This is a genomic window from Streptomyces changanensis (genome assembly GCF_024600715.1).
Taxonomy (GTDB): domain Bacteria; phylum Actinomycetota; class Actinomycetes; order Streptomycetales; family Streptomycetaceae; genus Streptomyces; species Streptomyces changanensis.
Window position 1 is genome coordinate 4,110,703 of the sequence record NZ_CP102332.1, and the last position, 21,943, is coordinate 4,132,645.

The window sequence follows — 21,943 nt, forward strand, 5'->3', positions numbered from 1 at the left end:
AGGACCAGTTCTGGGCCCGGCCCGATGGTAGGGGCCCAGAGGGGAAGCAGTGGGCGCGACTGTACCCGGCGGTATGCGCAACCGACAATCTTCCGAGGGTTTTACATCCCGGGGAACCGGGCATTCGACCGCCTTTCGGCGGAGCGCACACCGAGCCTTGGCGGTACGTTCGAAATGCGTTCGACGATGTGGAGGCGGCTTCACGCCGCTGACACGGACCCCGTGGTTCCGTATCGCGCCTGACCGGCGTCGAGCTCCGCGACCACCCGTGCCGCCACGGCGGGGTGGACCGGCAGCGCGAGGTGTCCGACCCCGGTGACCCGCACGTTCGTGGTGTCGAGGTCGGGGTGGTCCAGGCGCGCCGTCTCGGCGGGGGACATCCACAGGTCCAGGTCGCTCCAGAAGCTGACGAACCGCGTACGGCACCCGGGGGCCGGTGCGGCCAGCTCCCGCAGGACGGCCGAGCCGGGGCGCATCTGGCGGACCAGGGGGTGCACCCCGGCGAGCGGCACGGCCGCCGTGCCGGAGTGCGGCGTACCGAGCGTGACCACCGTCCGGACGCGCCGGTCACCGCCGAGCCGCTGGACGTAGTACCGGGCGACCAGCCCGCCGAGGCTGTGTCCGACGAGGTCGACCTGGTCGCGGCCGGTGCGCTCGCACACCTCCTCGACATGGCGGTCCAGCCGGCGGGCGGCGGCGCGCAGGTCGCGGGTGAGCGGCGAGTGGTTGACGGCCACGACGCGCCGCGTGCCGTCCCGGACGAGCGCACGGCGGAGCACGACGAAGGCGGAGCGGTTGTCGGACAGGCCGTGGAGCAGGAGCACGGGCGGTCGCGGACCGCACGGCGTGTCGGCGCACCGGTCGGTGACGAGGCCGCTCGGGTAGAGCAGGAGGTGCCCGGCGAGGACGACCGCCTCCAGAACGGCCGCGCGCAACGCGTCACCGTGCCGGACGTCGTCGTGCCGGGCGTCAGCGTCGGGGCGGGGGGCGGGGCCGGGGCTGGAAATGGGCCCGGGGCCGGGTCCGGGGCTGGTGGCGGTGCTGTGGGGGGCGGCGTTGCCGCCGGGGGCGGCGGGAGTGCCGAGGGCGGCCGGGATGCCGGTGGTGCCAGGGAGGTGGGGGGCGGCGGGGCTGCCGGGGGCGCCGGGGGTGGCCGGGACGCCCGGGGTGCCCGGGTCGTGGGGGGCGGCGGGGGCGCCGTGACGGTCGGGGCCGTCGGGAGTGCCGGGGCAGTCGGGGGCGCTGGGAGTGCTGGGGCTGCCCGGTGCGTCGGGGGTGGCGTGAGCTGCGGGGCTGCCGGGGCTCGGGGTGACGGGCGGGCGCTCGGGGGGCGGGGTGCCGGCGGGTGGCGGTGTCTCCATGGCGGACCTCCTGGACGAGTGGCATACGGAGGGGGGCTCCGTCCCCCCGTATGCCCTCGGGCGCACCGCATCCGAGGGGTGGGGATGCGTCGTACCCCGTGCCGCGCGGCTGGTGGCACGGGGGTACGACGACCTCGTCGCGGCTCCGGTCGCATTCGTCCCGGTGGTGACCCACGACCCTCCCGGTACGGGTGGGGCCGTGGCGAACATGTCCCACATGTGATTTCCCCCTCGCTCTTGACCGCGAAACGGCCCCTTGCGGGATGCTGGCGATAACGTTCGTTCACCTCCCCGGCATACAGGTACGGGGGTCGCATGTGGAGGCAGTGATGGGTGTGACCGGTCCTATCCGCGTGGTGGTGGCCAAGCCGGGTCTCGACGGCCACGATCGCGGTGCGAAGGTGATCGCGCGGGCGCTGCGCGACGCCGGTATGGAGGTCATCTACACCGGGCTGCACCAGACGCCGGAGCAGATCGTGGACACCGCGATCCAGGAGGACGCCGACGCGATCGGCCTGTCGATCCTGTCCGGTGCGCACAACACGCTCTTCGCGCGGGTCCTGGAGCTGCTGAAGGAGCGCGACGCCGAGGACATCAAGGTCTTCGGCGGCGGCATCATCCCCGAGGGCGACATCCCGCCGCTGAAGGAGAAGGGCGTCGCCGCGATCTTCACGCCGGGCGCGACGACGGCGTCCATCGTGGACTGGGTCAACGCCAACGTCCGCCAGGCCGCCGACGCCTGACCGCGCCACGCGCGCGGGCCCGACTCGGGCCCTTCCGAGGCGGCCGCCCGTATGGGCGGGCCGCCCACTCCCGCTGGGCGGGCACCGGGCACGTACGGGCAGGTGACCCGCACCGACCCTGGAGTGTCCCGTTCTGACCGGGGGTGACCCCGCACCGACCTGGGCGCTCGCGCCACTGGTCCCGGGGCCCGCACCAGTCCAGGGTGGCCCGCGTCGGCCCCCGCCGGTCCGCCCGGCACCGATTCGCCCGGCACAGGTACGCCCCGCACCGGTTCGCGCCGGTCCGGCGGCCCGGTGGTCCGCACGGGCCCCTGCCGTCCGGCCGGCCCGTGGCTGTCCGCCGGCCCGCGCCGCAGCGGCCGGCCCGGGGCCCGTACCGGCCTGGGGGCCGTACCGGTACGGAGGGCGTGTAGGGGAGTGTCCTGGGCCCGGTCCTGAGCCATCAGGCCCGTGGTGGGGCCAGCTCCGCGTGCATCGCCGCCCGCAGGCGCAGCGTGGCGACCAGGCGCTGGAACGCCTCCGACCAGTAGCCGCCCGCGCCCGGCGCGGCGTCCTCCGGCTCGTCCGACGCGGCCGTCAGCACCTCCAGGCGGTCGGCCTCCGCCGGGTCGAGGCACCGCTCCGCCAGGCCCATCACCCCGCTGAAGCTCCACGGGTAGCTCCCCGCCTCGCGCGCGATGTCCAGCGCGTCGACGACCGTCCGCCCCAGCTCCCCGGACCACGGCACCGTGCAGACGCCGAGCAGCTGGAACGCCTCCGACAGCCCGTGCGCCGCGACGAACGCGGCCACCCACGCCGCCCGCTCCCCGTCCGGCAGCGTCGCCAGCAGGGCGGCCGACGACGCGGCCCCCGGGCCCGTCGCCGGCGGGGCGGACGGGGCACCGAGCAGGGCCCGTGCCCACGCCGCGTCCCGCTGCCGCACGGCTGCCCGGCACCACGCGGCGTGCAGCTCGTCGCGCCAGTCGTCGGCCACCGGCAGGGCGACGATCTCCTCGGGCGTACGGCCGCCGAGCCGGTCCGGCCAGAGCGTGAGCGGGGCCGCCTCCACCAGCTGCCCCAGCCACCACGAACGCTCGCCCCGGCCCGACGGCGGCTGCGGTACGACGCCGTCGCGCTGCATGGCGGCGTCGCACTCGTGCGGGGCCTCCACGGTGAGCGTCGCGCGGTCGCCGGTGTGGTCCAGGCCCACACACGACGCGGCCCGCCCCGCCATCCGGCCCGCGAACGCCGAGCCGGGCAGCGCGGACAGCAGTTCGGCCGCGGTGGAGCGGACGTTGCGGCTGCGGTCGGTCAGGGCGCGCTCCAGGAACGCCTCGTCCGCATCCGACAGCCCTGCCCGCAGGGAGTCCAGGAACATCAGCCGGTCCTCGGCCCGCTCGTCCGCCCAGGTCGACGCCAGCAGGTCCAGCGCGGCGGCGGGGTCGTGCGCGCGGACGGCGCCGAGGAGGGCGACCCGTTCCGCGAACAGCCCCTCCTCCCACAGGGCCCGCACCCCCGGCACGTCGTCCGGCGCGGGAAGCGCCGCGCCGCCCGGCGCGCCGCGCAGCGCGAACCTCCACTCCGGGTTCAGCCCGGCCAGCCACAGGGCACGCGGCCCCGCGAAGGCCAGGGCCTGGGGCCGCAGGTCGGTACGGGCGCGGGCCGCGTCGAGCAGGGCGGGCAGGGCGGGTGCGGGCGCCCGGTAGCCGTGGGCGTTGGCCGCGGCCAGCCACTGCGGGAGCAGCTCGGTGAGGTCGGGTGCGGAACCGCGGCGGCCGCCGCCCGCCGAGGGGCGGTCGGCGAGCAACTGCGCCAGCCGCCGCGCGGCCGCCCCGGGCAGCGGGGTGCGGCCGTCGTGCGGGGCCGGCGGAGGAAGTGGCGCGGCGGACGCAGGCAGGAGGCCCGCCCGCCGCCGCACGGTATGCCGCGCCGCCGCGTCGAGCAGCGCCAGCGGCGGGTCGACGGGCGCGGCGGCCGGTCCGCCCGCGTCCGGGCCCGCCGCACCGTCGCCCGTCGGGAGGGCCGGCGGGCGGCGGTCGGTGCCGAGCAGCGCCGAGGTGACGAGCTCTTCCCACGGGGTGGTGGTCATGTCTCCTCTTCCAACAACGATCAGGCGGTGAGGCAGCCGGGTGGTCGACCGGTCCGGAGCCGGGTGGCCGGCTGGCCGGGCTGGACCGGGTGTTGCAGGGCTGGGGGTCGGGCGGCCCGGGGGCCGGGAGGCCGGACGGGCGGTCGGGCGGGCATGCCGGCGGTCGGGCAGGTGAGTGGTCGCCGGGCGGGTGGTCGGCCGGCCCAGGCAGGGACGAGCCTCCGCCGGTGGCCAGGGGCCCCGGTGGGTTGCGGCCCGGTGGTCGAGGGGCCGGTGGCCCCGCTGCGGTCAGCCCGTCGCCGTCGCCGTCGCCGTCGCCGTCGCCGGCGGCCCGGGGTCCGGCCCGGGCCCCTTGCGCCCGGGCACCCAGGCCCCCGACCCGGGCGCCCACGCCCCCGGCCAGGCAACAGCACCCCCGCCCGGGCAGCCGCGCACAGTGCCCCGCCCTGGCCTTCAGGTGAGTGGGACCGTGCCGGGGGCGTCCGGTGACCACGTGGCCAGGGGGGTGAAGCCCCGGTGCCCGCACTCGCCGAACACCGTGACCGGACCGCCGCCGGACACCGCGGCCAGCCGCCACAGCCCTGCCCGGCCCAGGGCGGACGCGGTGACGGGCAGGGCCGCGCCGCCGTCCGCGTCGGCGAGCTGCCACCCGTCGGCGCCCGGAACGGGCACGACGTCCGCCAGCGTCGCCGGCCACGAGTCGAGCCACGGATCGTCCCGCAGGGCCCGCCCGTACGCCGCCAGCGCGTCGCCGGTCGTGCCGCCCGGCGGCGGCCCGCCGCCCGGGACGGGCGCGGTGAACCGCTCGCCCAGGTCCGCGCGCAACTGCCCGGCCCCCGGGTGCGGTACGAGCTCCGCGTCGAAGGCCGTGCCCGCCGCGAGGGCCAGGTCCGGCGCCCGGCCCGCGGCCCCGAAGGACAGCAGCAGCGCCGTACGTCCCGTCTCCCGCCCGTACAGCCACGCGCGGCGCGTCGTCAGCTTGCCGTCCGAGGTGTCGTACTGGGCCAGGACCAGCCAGTGGTCCCGGACCGGGGGCCCCTCGGCCGGCGTGGGTATGCCGACCCGGGTGCGCACCGTCGTCGCCAGCGGCTCGGGCAGCCGGTCCACGCCCAGCCACGCCCGGTCCAGCAGGTGCGTCAAGGCGCTCTCCTCCAGCAGCCGCACCGGCCAGCCGGGCCCGGAGCCCGGTATCGCGCCGAGCTCCCTGACCCGGCCCGCCAGACCCGGCGCCTGCGCGTCCACCATGCGGCGCGCGGTCTCCTCCCACAGGCCGTACCCGGCCTGCTCGGCGGCGGCCAGGCCGCCCCGCAGCAGGTCGGCCAGGCGCCGCTCCAGCTCCTCGGCGCCGGCCGTGACGCGCGCCGCGCGGGCCGCGGCGCGACGCCGCGCCGCCTCGGCGTCGACGGGCTTGGCTCCGTCCCCCCTTCCGCGCGGTTCGGTGCGCGCCTTCCGGCCCTCCAGCCACGCCTCCACCCAGTCCGGCGCCGGCGCCCCGGCCGGGACGGCGTTGGCGTCCGCCGCCCACAGCAGCAGCAGTCCCAGGGCGTGCTTGCACGGGAACTTCCGGCTCGGGCAACTGCACGAGAACGCCGGGCCCGTGATGTCGACGACCGTCCGGTACGGCTTGCTGCCGCTGCCCCGGCACAGACCCCACACGGCGCCCGTGGCGCCACGGCCCGCACCGGACCACGGCCCGGCCGTGCCCAGCTTGCTTCCCGCCTTGCGTGAGGCGGCGTCAGGAGCCAGAGCCAGCACCTGATCCGCCGTCCAGCGCACCCCCTGCTCAGTCATGCCACCGACCGTAGGCCGCGCCACTGACAACCGGCCCGGCCGCGTGCGGCGGGGCCCGCCGGGGGAGCGGCCGGGGCGCGCTCGTACTGTGGTGCCGACGCCACTCGATCTCCCCGGGGGAACCAGATGAAGCCCACCACCCGTTCCGCCGTCGCGGTCCTCGCCGCGGCCGGTCTCGCGTTCGGCCTCGGCGCCTGCTCGCAGGCGGCCGACAAGGCGACCGAGCGCGTCGACAGCGCGCTCAGCGAGGAGTACCAGGTCACCTACGAGGTGACCGGTGCCAACATCGAGTCGATCAGTTACAACGGCGGTGGTGGCGACGCGATGAACCCCAAGCTGGAGACCGTCGAGAAGCCGAAGCTGCCGTGGCGCAAGACGGTCACGCTGCGCGGCATCGAGGCCCCGCTCGTCACGCCGGTCTCGATCAGCTACGACGGCGCCCAGGCCACCTGCAAGATCACCCACGACGGCAAGGTGATCAAGGAGGCGTCCGGCAAGGGCGCCGCGGCGACGCTCAGCTGCGTCGCCGTCTCCCCGGTCGCCGGCTGACCGCGACCTGACGCACCGTCAACTCTCGGCAACGCCCCTGGACATCGACCGTCACCGCTCCTGACCTGCGGTGACGGTCGGCTGTCAGTGGCGTGGTGCACGGTGGGAACCACACCCGGTCGACGATTCGAACGATCTGGAGGGGGACCCCATGACCGTGCCCGAAACCACCGAAGACGAGCGCGCCCACGGCGACGCGCAGGCCCTGCGCCCGCACGCCGAGGACGCCTTCGCCCACGAGCTGGCGGCGCTCGCGGCGGCCGACGACCGGCCGCGCCCCGAGCGCTGGCGGATGTCGCCCTGGGCCGTCGCCACCTACCTCCTGGGCGGCACCCTCCCGGACGGCACGGTGATCACACCGAAGTACGTGGGGCCGCGCCGCGTCGTCGAGGTGGCCGTCACCACCCTCGCCACCGACCGCGCCCTTCTCCTCCTCGGCGTGCCGGGCACCGCGAAGACCTGGGTGTCGGAACACCTCGCGGCGGCCGTCAGCGGTGACTCGACGCTCCTCGTGCAGGGCACGGCCGGCACGCCCGAGGAGGCCATCCGCTACGGATGGAACTACGCCCGCCTGCTCGCGCACGGCCCCAGCCGGGACGCCCTGGTGCCCAGCCCGGTGATGCGCGCCATGGCCGACGGCATGACCGCCCGCGTCGAGGAACTCACCCGCATCCCCGCCGACGTGCAGGACACGCTCATCACGATCCTGTCCGAGAAGACGCTCCCCATCCCGGAGCTCGGACAGGAGGTGCAGGCCGTCCGCGGCTTCAACCTCATCGCCACCGCCAACGACCGCGACCGCGGCGTCAACGACCTGTCGAGCGCCCTGCGCCGCCGGTTCAACACCGTCGTACTGCCCCTGCCCGAGACGCCCGACGCCGAGGTCGACATCGTCTCCCGGCGCGTCGACCAGATCGGCCGCTCCCTCGACCTGCCGGCCGTTCCCGAGGGCATCGACGAGATCCGCCGCGTCGTCACCGTCTTCCGCGAGCTGCGCGACGGCGTCACCACCGACGGCCGCACCAAGCTCAAGACCCCCTCGGGCACGCTCTCCACGGCCGAGGCGATCTCCGTCGTCACCAGCGGACTCGCCCTCGCCGCCCACTTCGGCGACGGCGTGCTGCGCCCCGCCGACGTCGCCGCGGGCATTCTCGGCGCCGTCGTCCGCGACCCCGCCGCCGACCGCGTCATCTGGCAGGAGTACCTGGAGACCGTCGTCCGCGAACGGGACGGCTGGAAGGACTTCTACCGCGCCTGCCGCGAGGTGTCGGCGTGACGGGGCCGCTGCTGCTCGGCGTCCGCCACCACGGGCCCGGCTCGGCCCGCGCGGTGCGCGCCGCCCTCGACGCGGCCCGCCCCACGGCGGTGCTGATCGAGGGACCGCCGGAGGCCGACGCCCTGCTGCCGCTCGCCGCCGACCCCGCGACGCGCCCGCCGGTCGCGCTGCTGGCCCACGCCGTGGACGAGCCCGGCCGGGCCGCGTTCTGGCCCTTCGCCGCCTTCTCGCCCGAGTGGGTCGCGCTGCGCTGGGCGCTGGACCACGGCGCCGCCGTCCGCTTCGCCGACCTGCCCGCCGCGCACTCCCTCGCCATGATGGGCGACCCCACGTGGAGCGACGAGGACGACGAGGACACCGGGGACGACGGCGAGCCCGCCGCCGACCTGCGGCGCGGACTGCGCGTCGACCCGCTAGCCGCGCTCGCCGACGCCGCCGGGTACGACGACGCCGAGCGCTGGTGGGAGGACGTCGTCGAGCACCGCCCGTCCCACGCGGAGGACCCGTTCGCCCCGTTCGCGGCCGTCGCGGAGGCGATGGCGGCGCTGCGCGAGACGTACGGACACGGCGGGCACGCCCGCGACCCCGTCCGCGAGGCGTACATGCGCCTCCGGCTGCGCGCCGCGCGCAAGGAGCACGGCGACGACGCCGTCGCCTTCGTCTGCGGCGCCTGGCACGTCCCCGCCCTGGCCGCGAAGACCACCGTCACCGCCGACCGGGCCCTCCTCAAGGGCCTGCCGAAGGTCAGGACCGAGACGACGTGGGTGCCGTGGACGCACCGCAGGCTCGCCCGCCGCTCCGGGTACGGCGCGGGCATCGCCGCGCCCGGCTGGTACGCGCACCTCTTCGCCGCGCCCGACCGGCCCGTCGAGCGCTGGCTGACGAAGGTCGCCGGGCTCCTGCGGGACGAGGACCACCCCGTCTCCTCCGCGCACGTCATCGAGGCCGTCCGGCTCGCCGGGGCCCTCGCCGCGATGCGGGGCCGCCCCCTCGCCGGGCTCACCGAGACCACCGACGCGGTGCGGGCCGTGATGGGCGACGGCTCGGACGTGCCGCTCGCCCTCGTCCACGACCGGCTCGTCGTCGGCGACGTCCTGGGTGAGGTGCCCGACGACGCGCCCGCCGTCCCCCTCCAGCGGGACCTGACCCGCCTCCAGCGCTCCCTGCGCCTGAAGCCGGAGGCGGCCGAGCGGGACCTCGACCTCGACCTGCGCAAGGACACCGACGCGGCTCGCAGCCGCCTGCTGCACCGGCTGCGCCTCCTCGGCGTCGACTGGGGCGTCCCCGCGGCGTCCCGCACCGGCAGCACGGGCACCTTCCGGGAGAGCTGGCGGCTGTCCTGGCAGCCCGAGCTGCACGTGCGGGTCGCCGAGGCCGGCGTGTGGGGCACCACGGTCCTGTCCGCCGCCACGGCCAAGGCGCGGGCCGAGGCGGCCGCCGCCACCGCGCTCGCCGAGATCACGGCGCTCGCCGAGCGCTGCCTGCTGGCCGAGCTGCCCGAGGCGCTGCCCGTGGTGATGAAGGCCCTCGCCGACCGGGCCGCGCTCGACACGGACGTCGGCCGGCTCGCCCAGGCACTGCCCGCCCTGGCCCGCTCGCTGCGCTACGGCGACGTGCGGGCCACGGACACCGCCGCCCTCGCCGAGGTCGCCACCGGACTCGCGCGGCGGATCTTCGTCGGCCTGCCCCCGGCCTGCACCGGCCTCGACGCCGACGCCGCCGACGAGATGCGCGGCCACGTGGACGCCGTCCACACGGCGGTACGCCTCCTGCCGCACACCGACGGCACCCCCGCGGACGGCTCCACCGACGGCGTCACCGACCGCACCCCCGCCGGCACCGGCGGCACGGCCTCCGACGGGGCCGCCCCCGACAGCGCTCCCGCCGGGGACTCCGACGGCGGCAGCGGTGGCACGACACCCGGCACCGGCGGCACGGCCTCCGACGGGGCCGCCCCCGGTACCGCCCCCGACAGCGCCCCCGGCGGCAGCGGCGCAGCACCCGGCAGCGGTGGTACGGCCGTCGGCAGGGCCGCCGCCGGTGGTGCCGGCGGCGAGGACACCACCGCCGGGTGGGCCGCCGTCCTGCGCAGGCTCGCCCGCCGGGACACCGTCGCGGGGACGATCCGGGGCAGGGCCGCGCGGCTGCTCCTGGACGACGGGCGGCTCGCGGAGGACGAGGCGGGCCGGCTGATGGGCCTCGCCCTCTCGCCCGGTACGCCGCCCGTCGACGCCGCCGCCTGGCTGGAGGGGTTCCTCGGCGGCGCAACCGGCCCCGGCGGCCGGGGCCGCGACCGCTCCGGAGGCATGCTCCTCGTCCACGACGAGCGGCTCCTCGCCCTCGTCGACGCCTGGCTGGCCGCCGTGCCCACCGAGGCGTTCACCGACGTGCTGCCGCTGCTGCGCCGCACGTTCTCCGCGTACGAACCGGGGGTGCGGCGCACCCTCGGCGAGCTGGTCCGCCGCGGCCCGGCCGCCGGCGGGGGCGCGGCGCTGACCGCGGCCGGCACGCCCGGGTTCGGCGCCGGCCACGACGCGGCACGCGCCGACGGCGTGCTGCCCGTACTGGAACTGCTGCTGGGCCGGCGGCAGCCGACCGACGACGACCTGGTGGGGGTGGGCCGATGACCGGCGAGGACGAGCGGCTGCGGCGCTGGCGCATGGTGCTGGGCGGCGGCGCCGCCGACGGCACGGGGTGCGCCCTCACGGGCGGGGACGCCGCCATGGACGCCGCCCTGGCCGCCCTGTACGACGGGCCGGGTGGCGACGGCGACGCCCGCGGGCGGCGGGACCGGTCGGCCGGGCTCGGCGGGTCGGCACCGTCCGTCGCCCGCTGGCTCGGCGACATCCGCACCTACTTCCCCAGCTCCGTGGTGCGGATCATGCAGCGCGACGCGATCGACCGGCTCGGCCTGTCGACGCTCCTGCTGGAGCCGGAGACGCTGGAGGCCGTCGAGGCGGACGTGCACCTCGTCGGCACCCTGCTGTCGCTGAACAAGGCGATGCCGGAGACGACGAAGGAGACCGCGCGGGCCGTCGTCCGCACGGTCGTCGAGGACCTGGAGAAGCGGCTCGCCACCCGCACGCGCGCCACCCTCACCGGCGCCCTCGACCGCAGCGCCCGCATCAGCCGGCCCCGCCACCGCGACATCGACTGGGACCGCACCATCCGGGCGAACCTGAAGAACTACCTGCCCGAGTACGGCACGGTCGTACCGGAGCGCCTCGTCGGGTACGGCCGCGCCTCGCAGGCGGTCAGGAAGGAGGTCGTGCTCTGCATCGACCAGTCCGGCTCCATGGCGGCCTCCGTCGTGTACGCGTCGGTGTTCGGGGCGGTGCTCGCGTCGATGCGGTCGATCGCGACGCGCCTCGTCGTCTTCGACACGGCCGTCGTCGACCTGACGGACCAGCTCGACGACCCGGTCGACGTGCTCTTCGGCACGCAGCTGGGCGGCGGCACCGACATCAACCGCGCCCTGGCCTACTGCCAGTCGCAGATCACCCGCCCCGCCGACACGGTGGTGGTGCTGATCAGCGACCTGTACGAGGGCGGCATCCGCAACGAGATGCTGAAGCGGGTCGCGGCGATGAAGGCCGCCGGGGTGCAGTTCGTGGCCCTGCTCGCCCTGTCCGACGAGGGTGCCCCCGCCTACGACCGTGAGCACGCCGCCGCGCTGGCGGCCCTCGGCGCGCCCGCCTTCGCCTGCACACCGGACCTCTTCCCCGAGGTGATGGCGGCGGCGCTGGAGAAACGGCCGATACCGGTCCCCGACGCGGCGTGACCCCCGGGCCGGCGCCCCCCGGCGCTCCCCGGCGCGCGGGCCCGTGCGACGCCGCGGGCCCGCCCCGCCGGCGCGCGGGCCCGCCCCGTGCCCCGACCGCCCCACCCGCGCCCCGGTGTCCCCGGGTGCCGGGACCACCCCGATCGCCGGCCGGCCCCGACCGCCCCGCGGCGCCGTCCGTGCCACCCGCCCTGCCCGGCGCCGCGCCCCCCGCGTCCCGGCCACTCCACTAGCGCCACCCGCCCCGACCGACCGGCACCGAAGGCCCGCACCGCCCGCACCGCTGACACCGACCGACCCAGCGGCCCCGCCGGCCCTGGTCGCCCCGCCCGACGCGGCTGGTCCGCCCGCCCGCCCCGCCCGCTCACCCCGCCCGTCCGCCCGGCGCCCGGTGCCGCAGGGGCCCACCGCCTCGCCCGCCCGGTGCCGCAGGGGCCGTCCGCGCCGCCCACCGGGCGCGGCAGGTCCGGTCGGTCTCGGTCGGGGGCGGCCTGCCTCGCCTGGTCTGCCACGAAATCCGCAGCCCCGGGCGTTCTCACAGCGGGGGCACCGCCCGTTCGGGGTACCTGCCTGTGACAGGTATCACCGCTCCGGTGTGAGCTGTGATTTAGGGCGGCACCGCCTCCGGGGATAACCTGCCAGGCGGACATGCCGCGTCCACGGACACCGTGTACGCCTCCCGAGTGACAGAGCAGTCACGTTGCCCTCCGCCCGCCAGTCGGGCGCGCGGCACGCCCACGCATGAAAACGAACCGCGATCACCAGAAAAAGGGACGGACGCGCGTGGACCTGTTCGAGTACCAGGCGAGGGACCTCTTCGCCAAGCACGGTGTACCGGTGCTGGCCGGTGAAGTCATCGACACGCCTGAGGCGGCGCGCGAGGCCACTGAGCGTCTTGGCGGCAAGTCGGTCGTCAAGGCGCAGGTGAAGGTCGGCGGCCGCGGCAAGGCCGGCGGCGTCAAGCTGGCGGCCACCCCGGACGAGGCCGTCGCCCGCGCGACGGACATCCTGGGCATGGACATCAAGGGCCACACGGTCCACAAGGTGATGATCGCGGAGACCGCTCCGGAGATCCTCGAGGAGTACTACGTCTCGTACCTCCTCGACCGCACCAACCGCACCTTCCTGGCGATGGCCTCGGTCGCGGGCGGCATGGACATCGAGGAGGTCGCCGCGACGACCCCCGAGAAGCTCGCGAAGGTCCCGGTCGACGCCAACGACGGCGTCGACATCGAGAAGGCCCGCGAGATCGTCGCCCAGGCGCAGTTCCCCGCGGAGGTCGCGGAGAAGGTCGCCGAGGTCCTCGTGACCCTGTGGAAGACCTTCGTCGCGGAGGACGCCCTCCTCGTCGAGGTCAACCCGCTCGCGAAGGTCGCCTCCGGTGACATCATCGCCCTCGACGGCAAGGTCTCCCTGGACGCCAACGCCGACTTCCGCCAGCCGGAGCACGAGGCGCTCGAGGACAAGGCGGCGGCCAACCCGCTCGAGGCCGCGGCCAAGGCCAAGGGCCTCAACTACGTCAAGCTCGACGGCGAGGTCGGCATCATCGGCAACGGCGCCGGCCTGGTCATGTCGACCCTGGACGTCGTCGCGTACGCCGGTGAGGCGCACGGCGGCGTGAAGCCGGCCAACTTCCTCGACATCGGCGGCGGCGCGTCCGCCGAGGTCATGGCGAACGGCCTGGAGATCATCCTCGGCGACCCGGACGTCAAGTCCGTGTTCGTCAACGTCTTCGGCGGCATCACCGCCTGCGACGAGGTCGCGAACGGCATCGTGCAGGCCCTGGAGCTGCTCTCCTCGCGCGGCGAGGACGTCACCAAGCCGCTGGTCGTGCGCCTCGACGGCAACAACGCGGAGCTGGGTCGCAAGATCCTGTCGGACGCCAACCACCCGCTGGTGCAGCGCGTGGACACCATGGACGGCGCGGCCGACAAGGCCGCCGAGCTCGCGGCTGCGAAGTAAGGGACGAGGTCGGAAACACCATGGCTATCTTCCTCACCAAGGACAGCAAGGTCATCGTCCAGGGCATGACCGGCGCCACCGGCATGAAGCACACCAAGCTCATGCTCGGTGACGGCACCAACATCGTCGGCGGCGTGAACCCGCGCAAGGCCGGCACGACCGTCGACTTCGACGGCACCGAGGTCCCCGTCTTCGGCTCGGTCGCCGAGGCGATGGAGAAGACCGGGGCCGACGTCTCCGTCCTCTTCGTGCCGCCGGCGTTCGCGAAGGCCGCCGTCGTGGAGGCGATCGACGCCGAGATCCCGCTCGCCGTCGTCATCACCGAGGGCATCGCGGTCCACGACTCCGCCGCGTTCTACGCGTACGCGAAGTCGAAGGGCGACAAGACCCGGATCATCGGCCCGAACTGCCCCGGCCTGATCACGCCGGGCCAGTCCAACGCCGGCATCATCCCGGGCGACATCACCAAGCCCGGTCGCATCGGCCTCGTGTCGAAGTCCGGCACGCTGACCTACCAGATGATGTACGAGCTGCGCGACATCGGCTTCTCGTCGTGCGTCGGCATCGGTGGCGACCCGGTCATCGGCACCACCCACATCGACGCGCTCGCGGCCTTCGAGGCCGACCCCGAGACCGAGCTGATCGTCATGATCGGCGAGATCGGCGGCGACGCGGAGGAGCGGGCGGCCGACTTCGTCAAGGCGAACGTCACCAAGCCGGTCGTCGGCTACGTGGCGGGCTTCACGGCGCCCGAGGGCAAGACCATGGGCCACGCCGGCGCGATCGTCTCCGGTTCGTCCGGTACGGCGCAGGCGAAGAAGGAGGCCCTGGAGGCGGCGGGCGTCAAGGTCGGCAAGACGCCGACCGAGACGGCGAAGCTGGCCCGCGAGATCCTCGAGGGCACGTCCGCCTGACGCACCACCGCGTACCGCCGCGCGACGCTCGGCTGCGTCGCACGCGCGCACACGGCCCGTGGGCCCGCCCCCGATGTGGGGGCGGGCCCACGGGCCTTCGTGCGTACGGGGGCGGTCCGCCTACCCCTGATCCGCGTGGGTACGGGCGGGCGGGGTCCGCGGGGCGGAGGACCCGCCGGGGGGCGGGGACGGTCAGTGGGGGGCCGGGACCAGGCGGGGCGGGCCCGTCATCGGTTCGGCCTGGAGGCGGGCGCGGAGCTCTTCGTCCTCCGGGGTCAGGTGCTGCGGGCCGCTCAGGACCGGTACGCCGCCCACCGCCTCGCCCGGCGCGAGCGGCGGCTCGTAACGGGTCGGGGCCGTCGCCAGGGTGAAGGCCGTCGCGGTGACGATCAGCGCCGTCAGCGCGACCGTCCCGCGCGTCCACAGCCGGACCCGCCGCTCCCCGCCCGCCCGCACCGCGTGCGGTGTGGGCAGCACCGTCGCCGAGCGACCGGCGGCCAGTTCCGCCATCCGGGTGCGCAGCGCCTCCGCGTCGGCGAGTTTCGGGACCCGCGCGGCGACCGCGGCGCGCGCGTGCAGCAGCCGGTGTCCGGCCGCCGGGGTGCTGGCCTCCGTCTCCGCGGCCACCTCGGGCAGGCCCATGCCGAGCCCGTCGAAGAGCAGGAGCGTCCGCCGGTACGGAGGCGGCAGTTCGAGCAGGGCCGCCCGCAGCTCCCGGGTCCGACCCTTCCCGGTGGCGGGGTCCGGGTGCCGGTGGGCGGGGCGGAAGCGGTGCCAGGGCGACAGCGCGTACTGGTGCGCCTCGGCGCGCACCCACCCGACCGGGTCCCGGTCCACCGCGACCTCCGGCCAGCGGTCCCAGGCCCGGTGGAAGGCGACCTCGACGGCCTCCCGGGCCAGCCGCCGCCGCCCGCACAGGAGGTAGGCCTGTTCCGCCAGGTGGGGTGCGGCGTACGCGTACAGCGCGTCGAACGCCTCTACCGGCGTCGCGGGGGCGGCGGCCTCCGGGTCGGTCGCCGCCGAAGCCGCTCCGGACTCCGTGGCGGTCTCCGGATCCGTCGCGGACTGCGGTGTCGGTGCCGGTTCCGACGGCTCCGTGGCCTGTGCCTCGCTCATCGTGCCCTGCGTCATGCCAAGCCTCCGCGAACACACGGCGTAGCGGAAAAGTACATAAACGTATCTTGAGCGACACAGCGGGCATCCGCCTGTTACGCGACTACAGCGCGTGTCGTTGGCAGCATGTTTCCGTGACCGCCTCCCTGTCCGAGACGCCCGGAACCGAGCACACCGTCGTGTACGGCGGCAGCGCCGCGGCCGTCGCCGCCGCGACCTTCGCCCGTGGGGTCGTCGCGGCGGGGCTGGGGCTCGGCGCGCTCGCCGTGCTGGTGACCGTCCTGTGGATCGGCTCCCCGTACCCCGACAGCGGACCCGGTGGCGCCCTGCACGTGGCGGCCGGGCTGTGGCTGCTGGCCCACGGCGTGGAGCCGGTGCGCCCCGGCACCTTCGGCGGCGGCGGACCCGCGCCCGTCGGAGTGGTGCCGCTGCTGCTCGCCGCGCTGCCGCTGTGGCTGGCGTACCGGACGGCGCGCGACGCCCTGGAGCCGGGCGGTACCCGGCGCAGGCCCCCGGCGGGCGGCGCGGTGGGCGCCGTGACGACCGGGTACCTCACGGTCGTCGCCTGCGCCGCGCTCTACGCGGCGGACGGGCCGCTGCGGGTCGACCCGCTGGACGTGGCCCTGCACGTGCCGCCGGTCGTCCTGCTGGCGGCGGCCGCCGGGGTGTGGAGCGCCTGCGGGCACCCCCTCGGTCCGCTGCCCGGGTGGCTGCCCGCCTGGCTGCGGCGGACCGTGGCGCGTTCAAGGACGGTCGTCGCGGTGCGCGCGGCGGCCGGTGCGCTGCTCGCGCTGCTCGTCGGGGGCGTGCTCTTGGTGGCGGGTTCCCTGCTGTGGCACGGCGGGGCGGCCCGCGACTCCCTGATGGGCCTGTCGGGTGACTGGGCGGGCCGGGTGGCCGTGCTCCTCCTGGCGCTGGCGCTGCTGCCGAACGCGGCCGTATGGGCGGCGGCGTACGGGCTGGGGCCGGGCTTCACCCTCGGTACGGGCGCCGTCGTGACGCCGCTCGCTACGACCGGGGCCCCGGCGGTACCGGACTTCCCGCTGCTGGCCGCCGTGCCGCTCGACCCCCGGGGCGGCGGGTGGCCGGCGGTGGCCCTGGCGGCGGCGGTGCCGGTGGCGGCGGGGCTGGTCGCGGGGTGGCGTACGGCGGGGGAGGCGGCGCCGCCGCTGGCCCGGCGCGACGAGGCGTGGAGCGTGGGCCGCACGGCGGGGACGGCCTCCCTGGCGGCGCTGGTGTGCGGCGCCGCGACGGCGGTACTGGCCGCGTACGCGGGCGGTCCGCTCGGTGCCGGGCGGCTCGCGCAGTTCGGCCCGGTGTGGTGGGCGGCAGGGGCGGCGGCGCTGGCGTGGACGGCGCTCCTGGCCGTACCGGTGGCTCTCAGCCTGCGCGCCTGGCGGGTACGCGACCGGTCCACCACCCCCGACCACCCGCAGGCCCCCCAGGCCCCGGAGCCGGAGGTGGGGGCGCAGGACGGGGCGGCCGGTGGGCGGTCCCGGTGGTCGTGGCCGTCCCGTGTCCGCGTCGTACGCCCCCGGGGCCGCCACCGGGCGTCCACGGCACCGCCCGGCGCCCCGGCACCCGCCACCCCGGCCGCCGGCGGCTCCGCGCCCGTCGTACGGGCGGCCGGCCCGGAAGCGGACGTGCTGTTCGACGTGGAGGCCGACACCCCCGGCGAGTACACGGGCGGGCACGCCGGGTACACCCCCACAGGCGGTCCCGAACCGGCGGCGGACGGCGAGGCCGGGCACGGCTGGGCCGCGGGCCAGTACTGGCTGGACGCCCACGGGGGGACGCGCCCGCAGGGCGCCGGCACCCTCGGTGAGGCGCCCGCCCCCGACACGGCCACCTCTGACCCGGCGGACGCCCATGGCGCGGGAGTCCACGGAGGGGCGGCGGCCGAAGGCGTGGGCGTCCACGGCGACGTGGAGGCCCACGCCGACGGACCCGGCCACCCGGACGTGCCCGTCGGGGCGGAGTGGGACGACCCTGACGCCCACGCGGCCCGGTGGGCGGCCTTCAGGGCGGTGTCGCAGGGCCCGGCCGCGGCGGTCCCGCCCCCGGACCCCCCGGCGACCGCCGACGACGACACGGATGACTGGGACGGCCCCGACGTCCCGCACCCGGACCCGCACCACGAGGCCGGGACCCCGCCCCTGGTCCACGCCCCGGCCCCGCCGCTCCACGACCCGGGGCCGCTCCACGACCTGGTCGAGACGCCGGCCGCGGACCCGGACGATGACCCGGTCGGGGCCCCGGACTGCCCTCCGGCTCCCCGGGACTACCACCCGGCTCCCGCCCCGGACCGCGACCACGACCCGGACGCGGTCGGAGCCGCCGACGGAACCGGCCGCTGCCCAGACCCCTGTCCAGACCCAGACCTACACCCAGACCCGTGGTCCGTCGTCGGGTCCGGCCCCGGACCCGACGACGGGCGACCGGCTCAGCCCTGACGGATCCAGAACGACTCGACGCGGTCGTTCATGTACGCGCCGACCCACCCCTGCAGCAGGCACTTGCACGGCTTGTCCATGCGCCACGTCTCGCGGTCGCCGGAGAGGTTCACCAGGTCGTAGCCGGTGGCGACGTTGCACTTGCTGTAGGCGTTGAACCCGGAGATCCGGTTGGCCCAGAAGCCCGTCGCCCGGAGGCGGTAGCCGTCGCCGTCGCAGTCGCCCGCTTCGCCGTGCACGCGCGTCAGGGAGCTGGGCTTGTTGTTGGCGTGCTCGAACCACTCCATCAGGAGCACGGTGTTCGCCGCGGCTCGCGTGAGCGACTTCGACGCGGGGTCGGCGCTGCACGTCGTCGACCTGACGGGGGACATCCCCCCGTCGGGGGCCTTGTCGACGACCATCACGCAGTACCGGTCCGCGGGCGGGGGCACGGCGCGGCCGTCCGCGGTGGCGGCGCTGCCCGGCAGGGCGACGGCGGCGGTGGCCGTGATGCCCAGGACTACCGAGAAGACGGTGGGTCGGTTCATGTGAGGGAGCCTCTCCGAGTGGTCGACGCAGCCAGGCTGGATTGAGCATCCACGCTGGATTGTCGGCCGACGCGCCCGCCTCGGTCTCCGGTAACGCCTGAAGTGTCCCGTTCACGCCACGCCCCGGGGCGCGGCCCCACGGGCCGCGCCCCGGGAGAGGGTCCCTACTGCTTGACGCCGATCACGTCCCGCAGCGGCTCCGGCAGGAGCTTGTTGCAGGAGAGCTGGCCGTCCTTCGTCAGCGCGTCGTCGACGCACGTGTAGTAGTCCCGGTACACGAGCTGGACCGTGAACATCGTCGCCACGATCACCAGCGCGAGCGCGCCCGTGATGATGCCGCTGACGGCGGCCGTCGTCTGCGACCTGGCCGCGCCGGCGGCGTTCGCCCGCGGTGCGGGCGACGACGGACCGGAGGCCCCGGAGGCGGTCGGGGCGCCGGACGTCACCGCGGCCACGTCCGCGCCCGTGCGCCGGCCGGCCCGGCCGCGCTCGCGCAGGGAGCTGATGCCCCAGTAGAGGGCGAGCGCGCCGAGCAGCAGGGCCAGCTCGGGGAAGTCGAAGACCGCGAAGAAGAAGCCCCACATGCCGGAGAGCAGCGCGTACCGGGCGCGCCGCTGCGAGGGGTCCGTCGGGTCCCAGCGCAGCTGCGGGCCCTCCGGCCGTCCCTGCCGGGACGGGTCGCCCTGCGGGCCGCCGCCCCCGCTGCCGAAGCCGTCGGAGGAGCGCCCGGGCTGGCGAGGGCTCCAGCGGCCCCACGCCGGCCGGCCCTCGCGGCCGTCACCGCCCTCGCGCCCCTCGTCGCCCTCGCCGTCCGGTCGGCGCGGCTGCCAGGGCTGCTCGGGCCGGCCCTCCGGCGGCGGCGCGAACGGGTTGTCGTCGTCGGTGGACTGGCGGTCCCGCGGCAGGAGGTGGATGGCCGTGCGGCGCCCTCGGTCCGGCATGTGGTGAACGTCTTCCCCTGGTGTCGTGTCCGTCCGTCTTCCGTCTCGTCGGGGACGGCTCTGCCCCAGACGCTACCGCCCGGCCCGGCCCCCGTCCCGTGGGGGCGGTGCGGTGTGCCGGTATCGTTGCTGACGGTCGGCCCGTTCGTAGAGTTCCCCGTATGGGAGGACACGACGCGTTCGTACCAACCTACGAAGGCGACGCCGCCCCGTACGCACCGCCCATACCGCACATACGCACGACCCGCACCCCCACGCGCGAAAAGAGTCCCCCGTGGCTGCCGCCCCCGCCCGCCTCGTCGTCCTGGTCTCCGGCTCCGGAACCAACCTCCAGGCGCTCCTCGACGCGATCGCCGCCGACCCCGACGGGTACGGTGCGGCGGTCCGGATCGTCGCCGTCGGCGCGGACCGCGCCGGGATCGCGGGCCTGGAGCGGGCCGAGCGCGCCGGGGTGCCGACGTTCGTGCGCCGTGTGAAGGAGTACGCGACGCGCGACGAGTGGGACCGCGCGCTGGCGGAGGCGACCGCCGCGTACGCGCCGGACCTGGTCGTCTCGGCCGGCTTCATGAAGATCGTCGGGAAGGAGTTCCTGGCGCGCTTCGGCGGGCGGACGATCAACACGCACCCCGCGCTGCTGCCCAGTTTCCCCGGTGCGCACGGAGTGCGGGACGCGCTCGCGTACGGCGCGAAGGTCACCGGGTGCACCGTCCACTTCGTCGACGACGGCGTCGACACCGGCCCGATCATCGCCCAGGGCGTGGTCGAGGTGCGGGACTCGGACGACGAAGCCGCTCTCCACGAGCGCATCAAGGAAGTCGAGCGCACGCTGCTCGTCGAGGTCGTGGGGCGTCTCGCCCGGCACGGCTACCGCATTGAGGGACGAAAGGTTCATGTCGGTGAATAAGCCCATCCGTCGCGCGTTGATCAGTGTCTACGACAAGACGGGGCTGGAGGAGCTGGCCCGCGGACTGCACGAGGCGGGCGTCGAGCTGGTCTCCACGGGCTCCACGGCCTCGAAGATCGCCGCCGCCGGTGTCCCGGTCACCAAGGTCGAGGAGCTGACCGGCTTCCCCGAGTGCCTGGACGGCCGGGTCAAGACGCTGCACCCGCGCGTGCACGCCGGGATCCTCGCCGACCTGCGCCTGGACGCCCACCGCGAGCAGCTCGCCGAGCTGGGCGTGGAGCCGTTCGACCTGGTCGTCGTGAACCTGTACCCGTTCGAGGCGACGGTCGCGTCCGGAGCCTCCCCCGACGAGTGCGTCGAGCAGATCGACATCGGCGGCCCGTCGATGGTCCGCGCCGCCGCCAAGAACCACCCCTCCGTCGCGGTCGTCACCTCCCCGGCCCGGTACGGCGACGTCCTCGCCGCCGTCGCGGCGGGCGGCTTCGACCTGGCGGCCCGCAAGCGGCTGGCCGCCGAGGCGTTCCGGCACACCGCCGCGTACGACGTCGCCGTCGCCTCGTGGTTCGCCTCCTCCTACGCCCCAGCGGACGAGTCGCCGTTCCCGGACTTCATGGGCGGCACCTACACCCGCGGGAACGTCCTGCGCTACGGCGAGAACCCCCACCAGGGCGCCGCGCTGTACGTCGACGGCACGGGCGGCCTGGCCGAGGCGGAGCAGCTGCACGGCAAGGAGATGTCCTTCAACAACTACACGGACACCGAGGCCGCGCGCCGCGCCGCGTACGACCACGCCGAGCCGTGCGTCGCGATCATCAAGCACGCCAACCCGTGCGGCATCGCGGTCGGCGCGGACGTCGCCGAGGCGCACCGCAAGGCCCACGCCTGCGACCCGCTGTCGGCGTTCGGCGGCGTCATCGCCGTCAACCGCCCCGTCTCCGTCGCGATGGCCGAGCAGGTCGCGGAGATCTTCACCGAGGTCATCGTCGCCCCCGGCTACGAGGACGGCGCGGTCGAGGTCCTGGCCCGCAAGAAGAACATCCGTGTCCTGCGCTGCCCGGAGGCCCCGTCGGCGGCCGTCGAGGTCAAGCCGATCGACGGTGGCGCGCTGCTCCAGGTCACCGACCGGATCCAGGCCGAGGGCGACGACCCGGCGACGTGGACCCTCGCCACCGGTGAGGCGCTGTCGGAGGCGGAGCTGGCGGAGCTGGCGTTCGCCTGGCGGGCCTGCCGCGCGGTGAAGTCGAACGCGATCCTCCTGGCGAAGGACGGCGCCAGCGTCGGCGTCGGCATGGGCCAGGTCAACCGCGTCGACTCGGCGAAGCTCGCCGTCGAGCGGGCCGGCGAGGAGCGGGCGCGCGGCGCGTACGCCGCGTCCGACGCGTTCTTCCCGTTCCCCGACGGTCTGGAGATCCTCACCGCGGCCGGGGTGCGGGCCGTGGTCCAGCCGGGCGGTTCGGTCCGCGACGAGCTCGTCGTCGAGGCGGCGGCGAAGGCGGGCGTGACGATGTACTTCACCGGCACGCGCCACTTCTTCCACTGAGGCGGCCGGCGCCGCCTGAC

The 21,943-nt window shown here is 76.0% G+C and carries 16 protein-coding genes; 10 read left to right on the forward strand and 6 right to left on the reverse strand.

Annotated features, from left to right (window positions below; all coding sequences use genetic code 11):
• Positions 1–200: 200 nt before the first annotated feature.
• Positions 201–935, reverse strand: coding sequence for an esterase/lipase family protein (locus NRO40_RS30820; protein WP_058942770.1), 735 nt, complete (start codon positions 933–935; stop codon positions 201–203).
• A 755-nt stretch (positions 936–1,690) separates the two neighbouring features.
• Here NRO40_RS30820 and NRO40_RS18360 point away from each other — a divergent pair.
• A complete protein-coding gene (locus NRO40_RS18360; protein WP_058942742.1) occupies positions 1,691–2,104 on the forward strand; it encodes a cobalamin B12-binding domain-containing protein in 414 nt (137 codons plus the stop codon).
• 442 nt (positions 2,105–2,546) lie between these two features.
• Here the strand turns inward: NRO40_RS18360 and NRO40_RS18365 are convergent, their stop codons facing one another.
• Together NRO40_RS18365 and NRO40_RS18370 are read right to left on the reverse strand one after the other, a co-directional pair.
• On the reverse strand, positions 2,547–4,172 hold the full coding sequence (locus tag NRO40_RS18365) for a DUF5691 domain-containing protein (RefSeq protein ID WP_058942743.1): 1,626 nt from the start codon (positions 4,170–4,172) through the stop codon (positions 2,547–2,549).
• Positions 4,173–4,625: 453 nt separating this feature from the next.
• Complete coding sequence (locus NRO40_RS18370) at positions 4,626–5,963, reverse strand: SWIM zinc finger family protein (protein WP_198549362.1); 1,338 nt, start codon at positions 5,961–5,963, stop codon at positions 4,626–4,628.
• Positions 5,964–6,089: 126 nt separating this feature from the next.
• Between NRO40_RS18370 and NRO40_RS18375 the strand changes: the two genes are divergently transcribed.
• From NRO40_RS18375 to sucD, 6 genes are all read left to right on the forward strand, one after another.
• Positions 6,090–6,512, forward strand: coding sequence for an MmpS family transport accessory protein (locus NRO40_RS18375; RefSeq protein ID WP_058942745.1), 423 nt, complete (start codon positions 6,090–6,092; stop codon positions 6,510–6,512).
• Between the two features lie 151 nt (positions 6,513–6,663).
• Positions 6,664–7,788 carry an ATP-binding protein gene (locus tag NRO40_RS18380; RefSeq protein WP_058942746.1) on the forward strand — a complete coding sequence of 375 codons (1,125 nt, stop codon included), beginning with the start codon at positions 6,664–6,666 and terminating at the stop codon, positions 7,786–7,788.
• Positions 7,746–10,415 (forward strand): DUF5682 family protein, encoded by a 2,670-nt coding sequence (locus NRO40_RS18385; protein ID WP_408057088.1) that lies wholly within the window; start codon positions 7,746–7,748, stop codon positions 10,413–10,415. Before NRO40_RS18380 ends, NRO40_RS18385 begins: the two co-directional genes overlap by 43 nt.
• The gene (locus tag NRO40_RS18390) at positions 10,412–11,569 is read left to right on the forward strand and encodes a VWA domain-containing protein (RefSeq protein WP_058942747.1); all 1,158 of its coding nucleotides are present in this window, start codon (positions 10,412–10,414) and stop codon (positions 11,567–11,569) included. The genes NRO40_RS18385 and NRO40_RS18390 overlap by 4 nt, the downstream gene beginning before the upstream one ends.
• Positions 11,570–12,352: 783 nt before the next feature.
• Positions 12,353–13,531: an ADP-forming succinate--CoA ligase subunit beta gene (gene sucC, locus NRO40_RS18395; protein ID WP_058942748.1), complete on the forward strand. Its 1,179-nt coding sequence runs from the start codon at positions 12,353–12,355 to the stop codon at positions 13,529–13,531.
• A 20-nt stretch (positions 13,532–13,551) separates the two neighbouring features.
• On the forward strand, positions 13,552–14,445 hold the full coding sequence (sucD, locus tag NRO40_RS18400) for a succinate--CoA ligase subunit alpha (protein WP_058942749.1): 894 nt from the start codon (positions 13,552–13,554) through the stop codon (positions 14,443–14,445).
• A 192-nt stretch (positions 14,446–14,637) separates the two neighbouring features.
• Here the strand turns inward: sucD and NRO40_RS18405 are convergent, their stop codons facing one another.
• Positions 14,638–15,576 (reverse strand): sigma factor-like helix-turn-helix DNA-binding protein, encoded by a 939-nt coding sequence (locus NRO40_RS18405; protein WP_058942750.1) that lies wholly within the window; start codon positions 15,574–15,576, stop codon positions 14,638–14,640.
• A 116-nt stretch (positions 15,577–15,692) separates the two neighbouring features.
• Between NRO40_RS18405 and NRO40_RS18410 the strand changes: the two genes are divergently transcribed.
• A complete protein-coding gene (locus NRO40_RS18410) occupies positions 15,693–18,011 on the forward strand; it encodes a cell division protein PerM (RefSeq protein WP_058942751.1) in 2,319 nt (772 codons plus the stop codon).
• On the opposite strand, the gene NRO40_RS18415 is transcribed toward NRO40_RS18410, so the two are convergent.
• Both NRO40_RS18415 and NRO40_RS18420 read right to left on the reverse strand, forming a co-directional pair.
• Positions 18,002–18,538: a hypothetical protein gene (locus NRO40_RS18415; RefSeq protein ID WP_058942752.1), complete on the reverse strand. Its 537-nt coding sequence runs from the start codon at positions 18,536–18,538 to the stop codon at positions 18,002–18,004. The genes NRO40_RS18410 and NRO40_RS18415 overlap by 10 nt on opposite strands.
• A 164-nt stretch (positions 18,539–18,702) precedes the next feature.
• Positions 18,703–19,479 carry a hypothetical protein gene (locus tag NRO40_RS18420; protein ID WP_058942753.1) on the reverse strand — a complete coding sequence of 259 codons (777 nt, stop codon included), beginning with the start codon at positions 19,477–19,479 and terminating at the stop codon, positions 18,703–18,705.
• A 274-nt stretch (positions 19,480–19,753) separates the two neighbouring features.
• Between NRO40_RS18420 and purN the strand changes: the two genes are divergently transcribed.
• Both purN and purH read left to right on the forward strand, forming a co-directional pair.
• Positions 19,754–20,383, forward strand: a complete 630-nt coding sequence (purN, locus tag NRO40_RS18425; RefSeq protein WP_257375446.1) for a phosphoribosylglycinamide formyltransferase — start codon at positions 19,754–19,756, stop codon at positions 20,381–20,383.
• Positions 20,370–21,923 carry a bifunctional phosphoribosylaminoimidazolecarboxamide formyltransferase/IMP cyclohydrolase gene (gene purH / locus NRO40_RS18430; protein WP_058942754.1) on the forward strand — a complete coding sequence of 518 codons (1,554 nt, stop codon included), beginning with the start codon at positions 20,370–20,372 and terminating at the stop codon, positions 21,921–21,923. The genes purN and purH overlap by 14 nt, the downstream gene beginning before the upstream one ends.
• Positions 21,924–21,943: the final 20 nt, after the last annotated feature.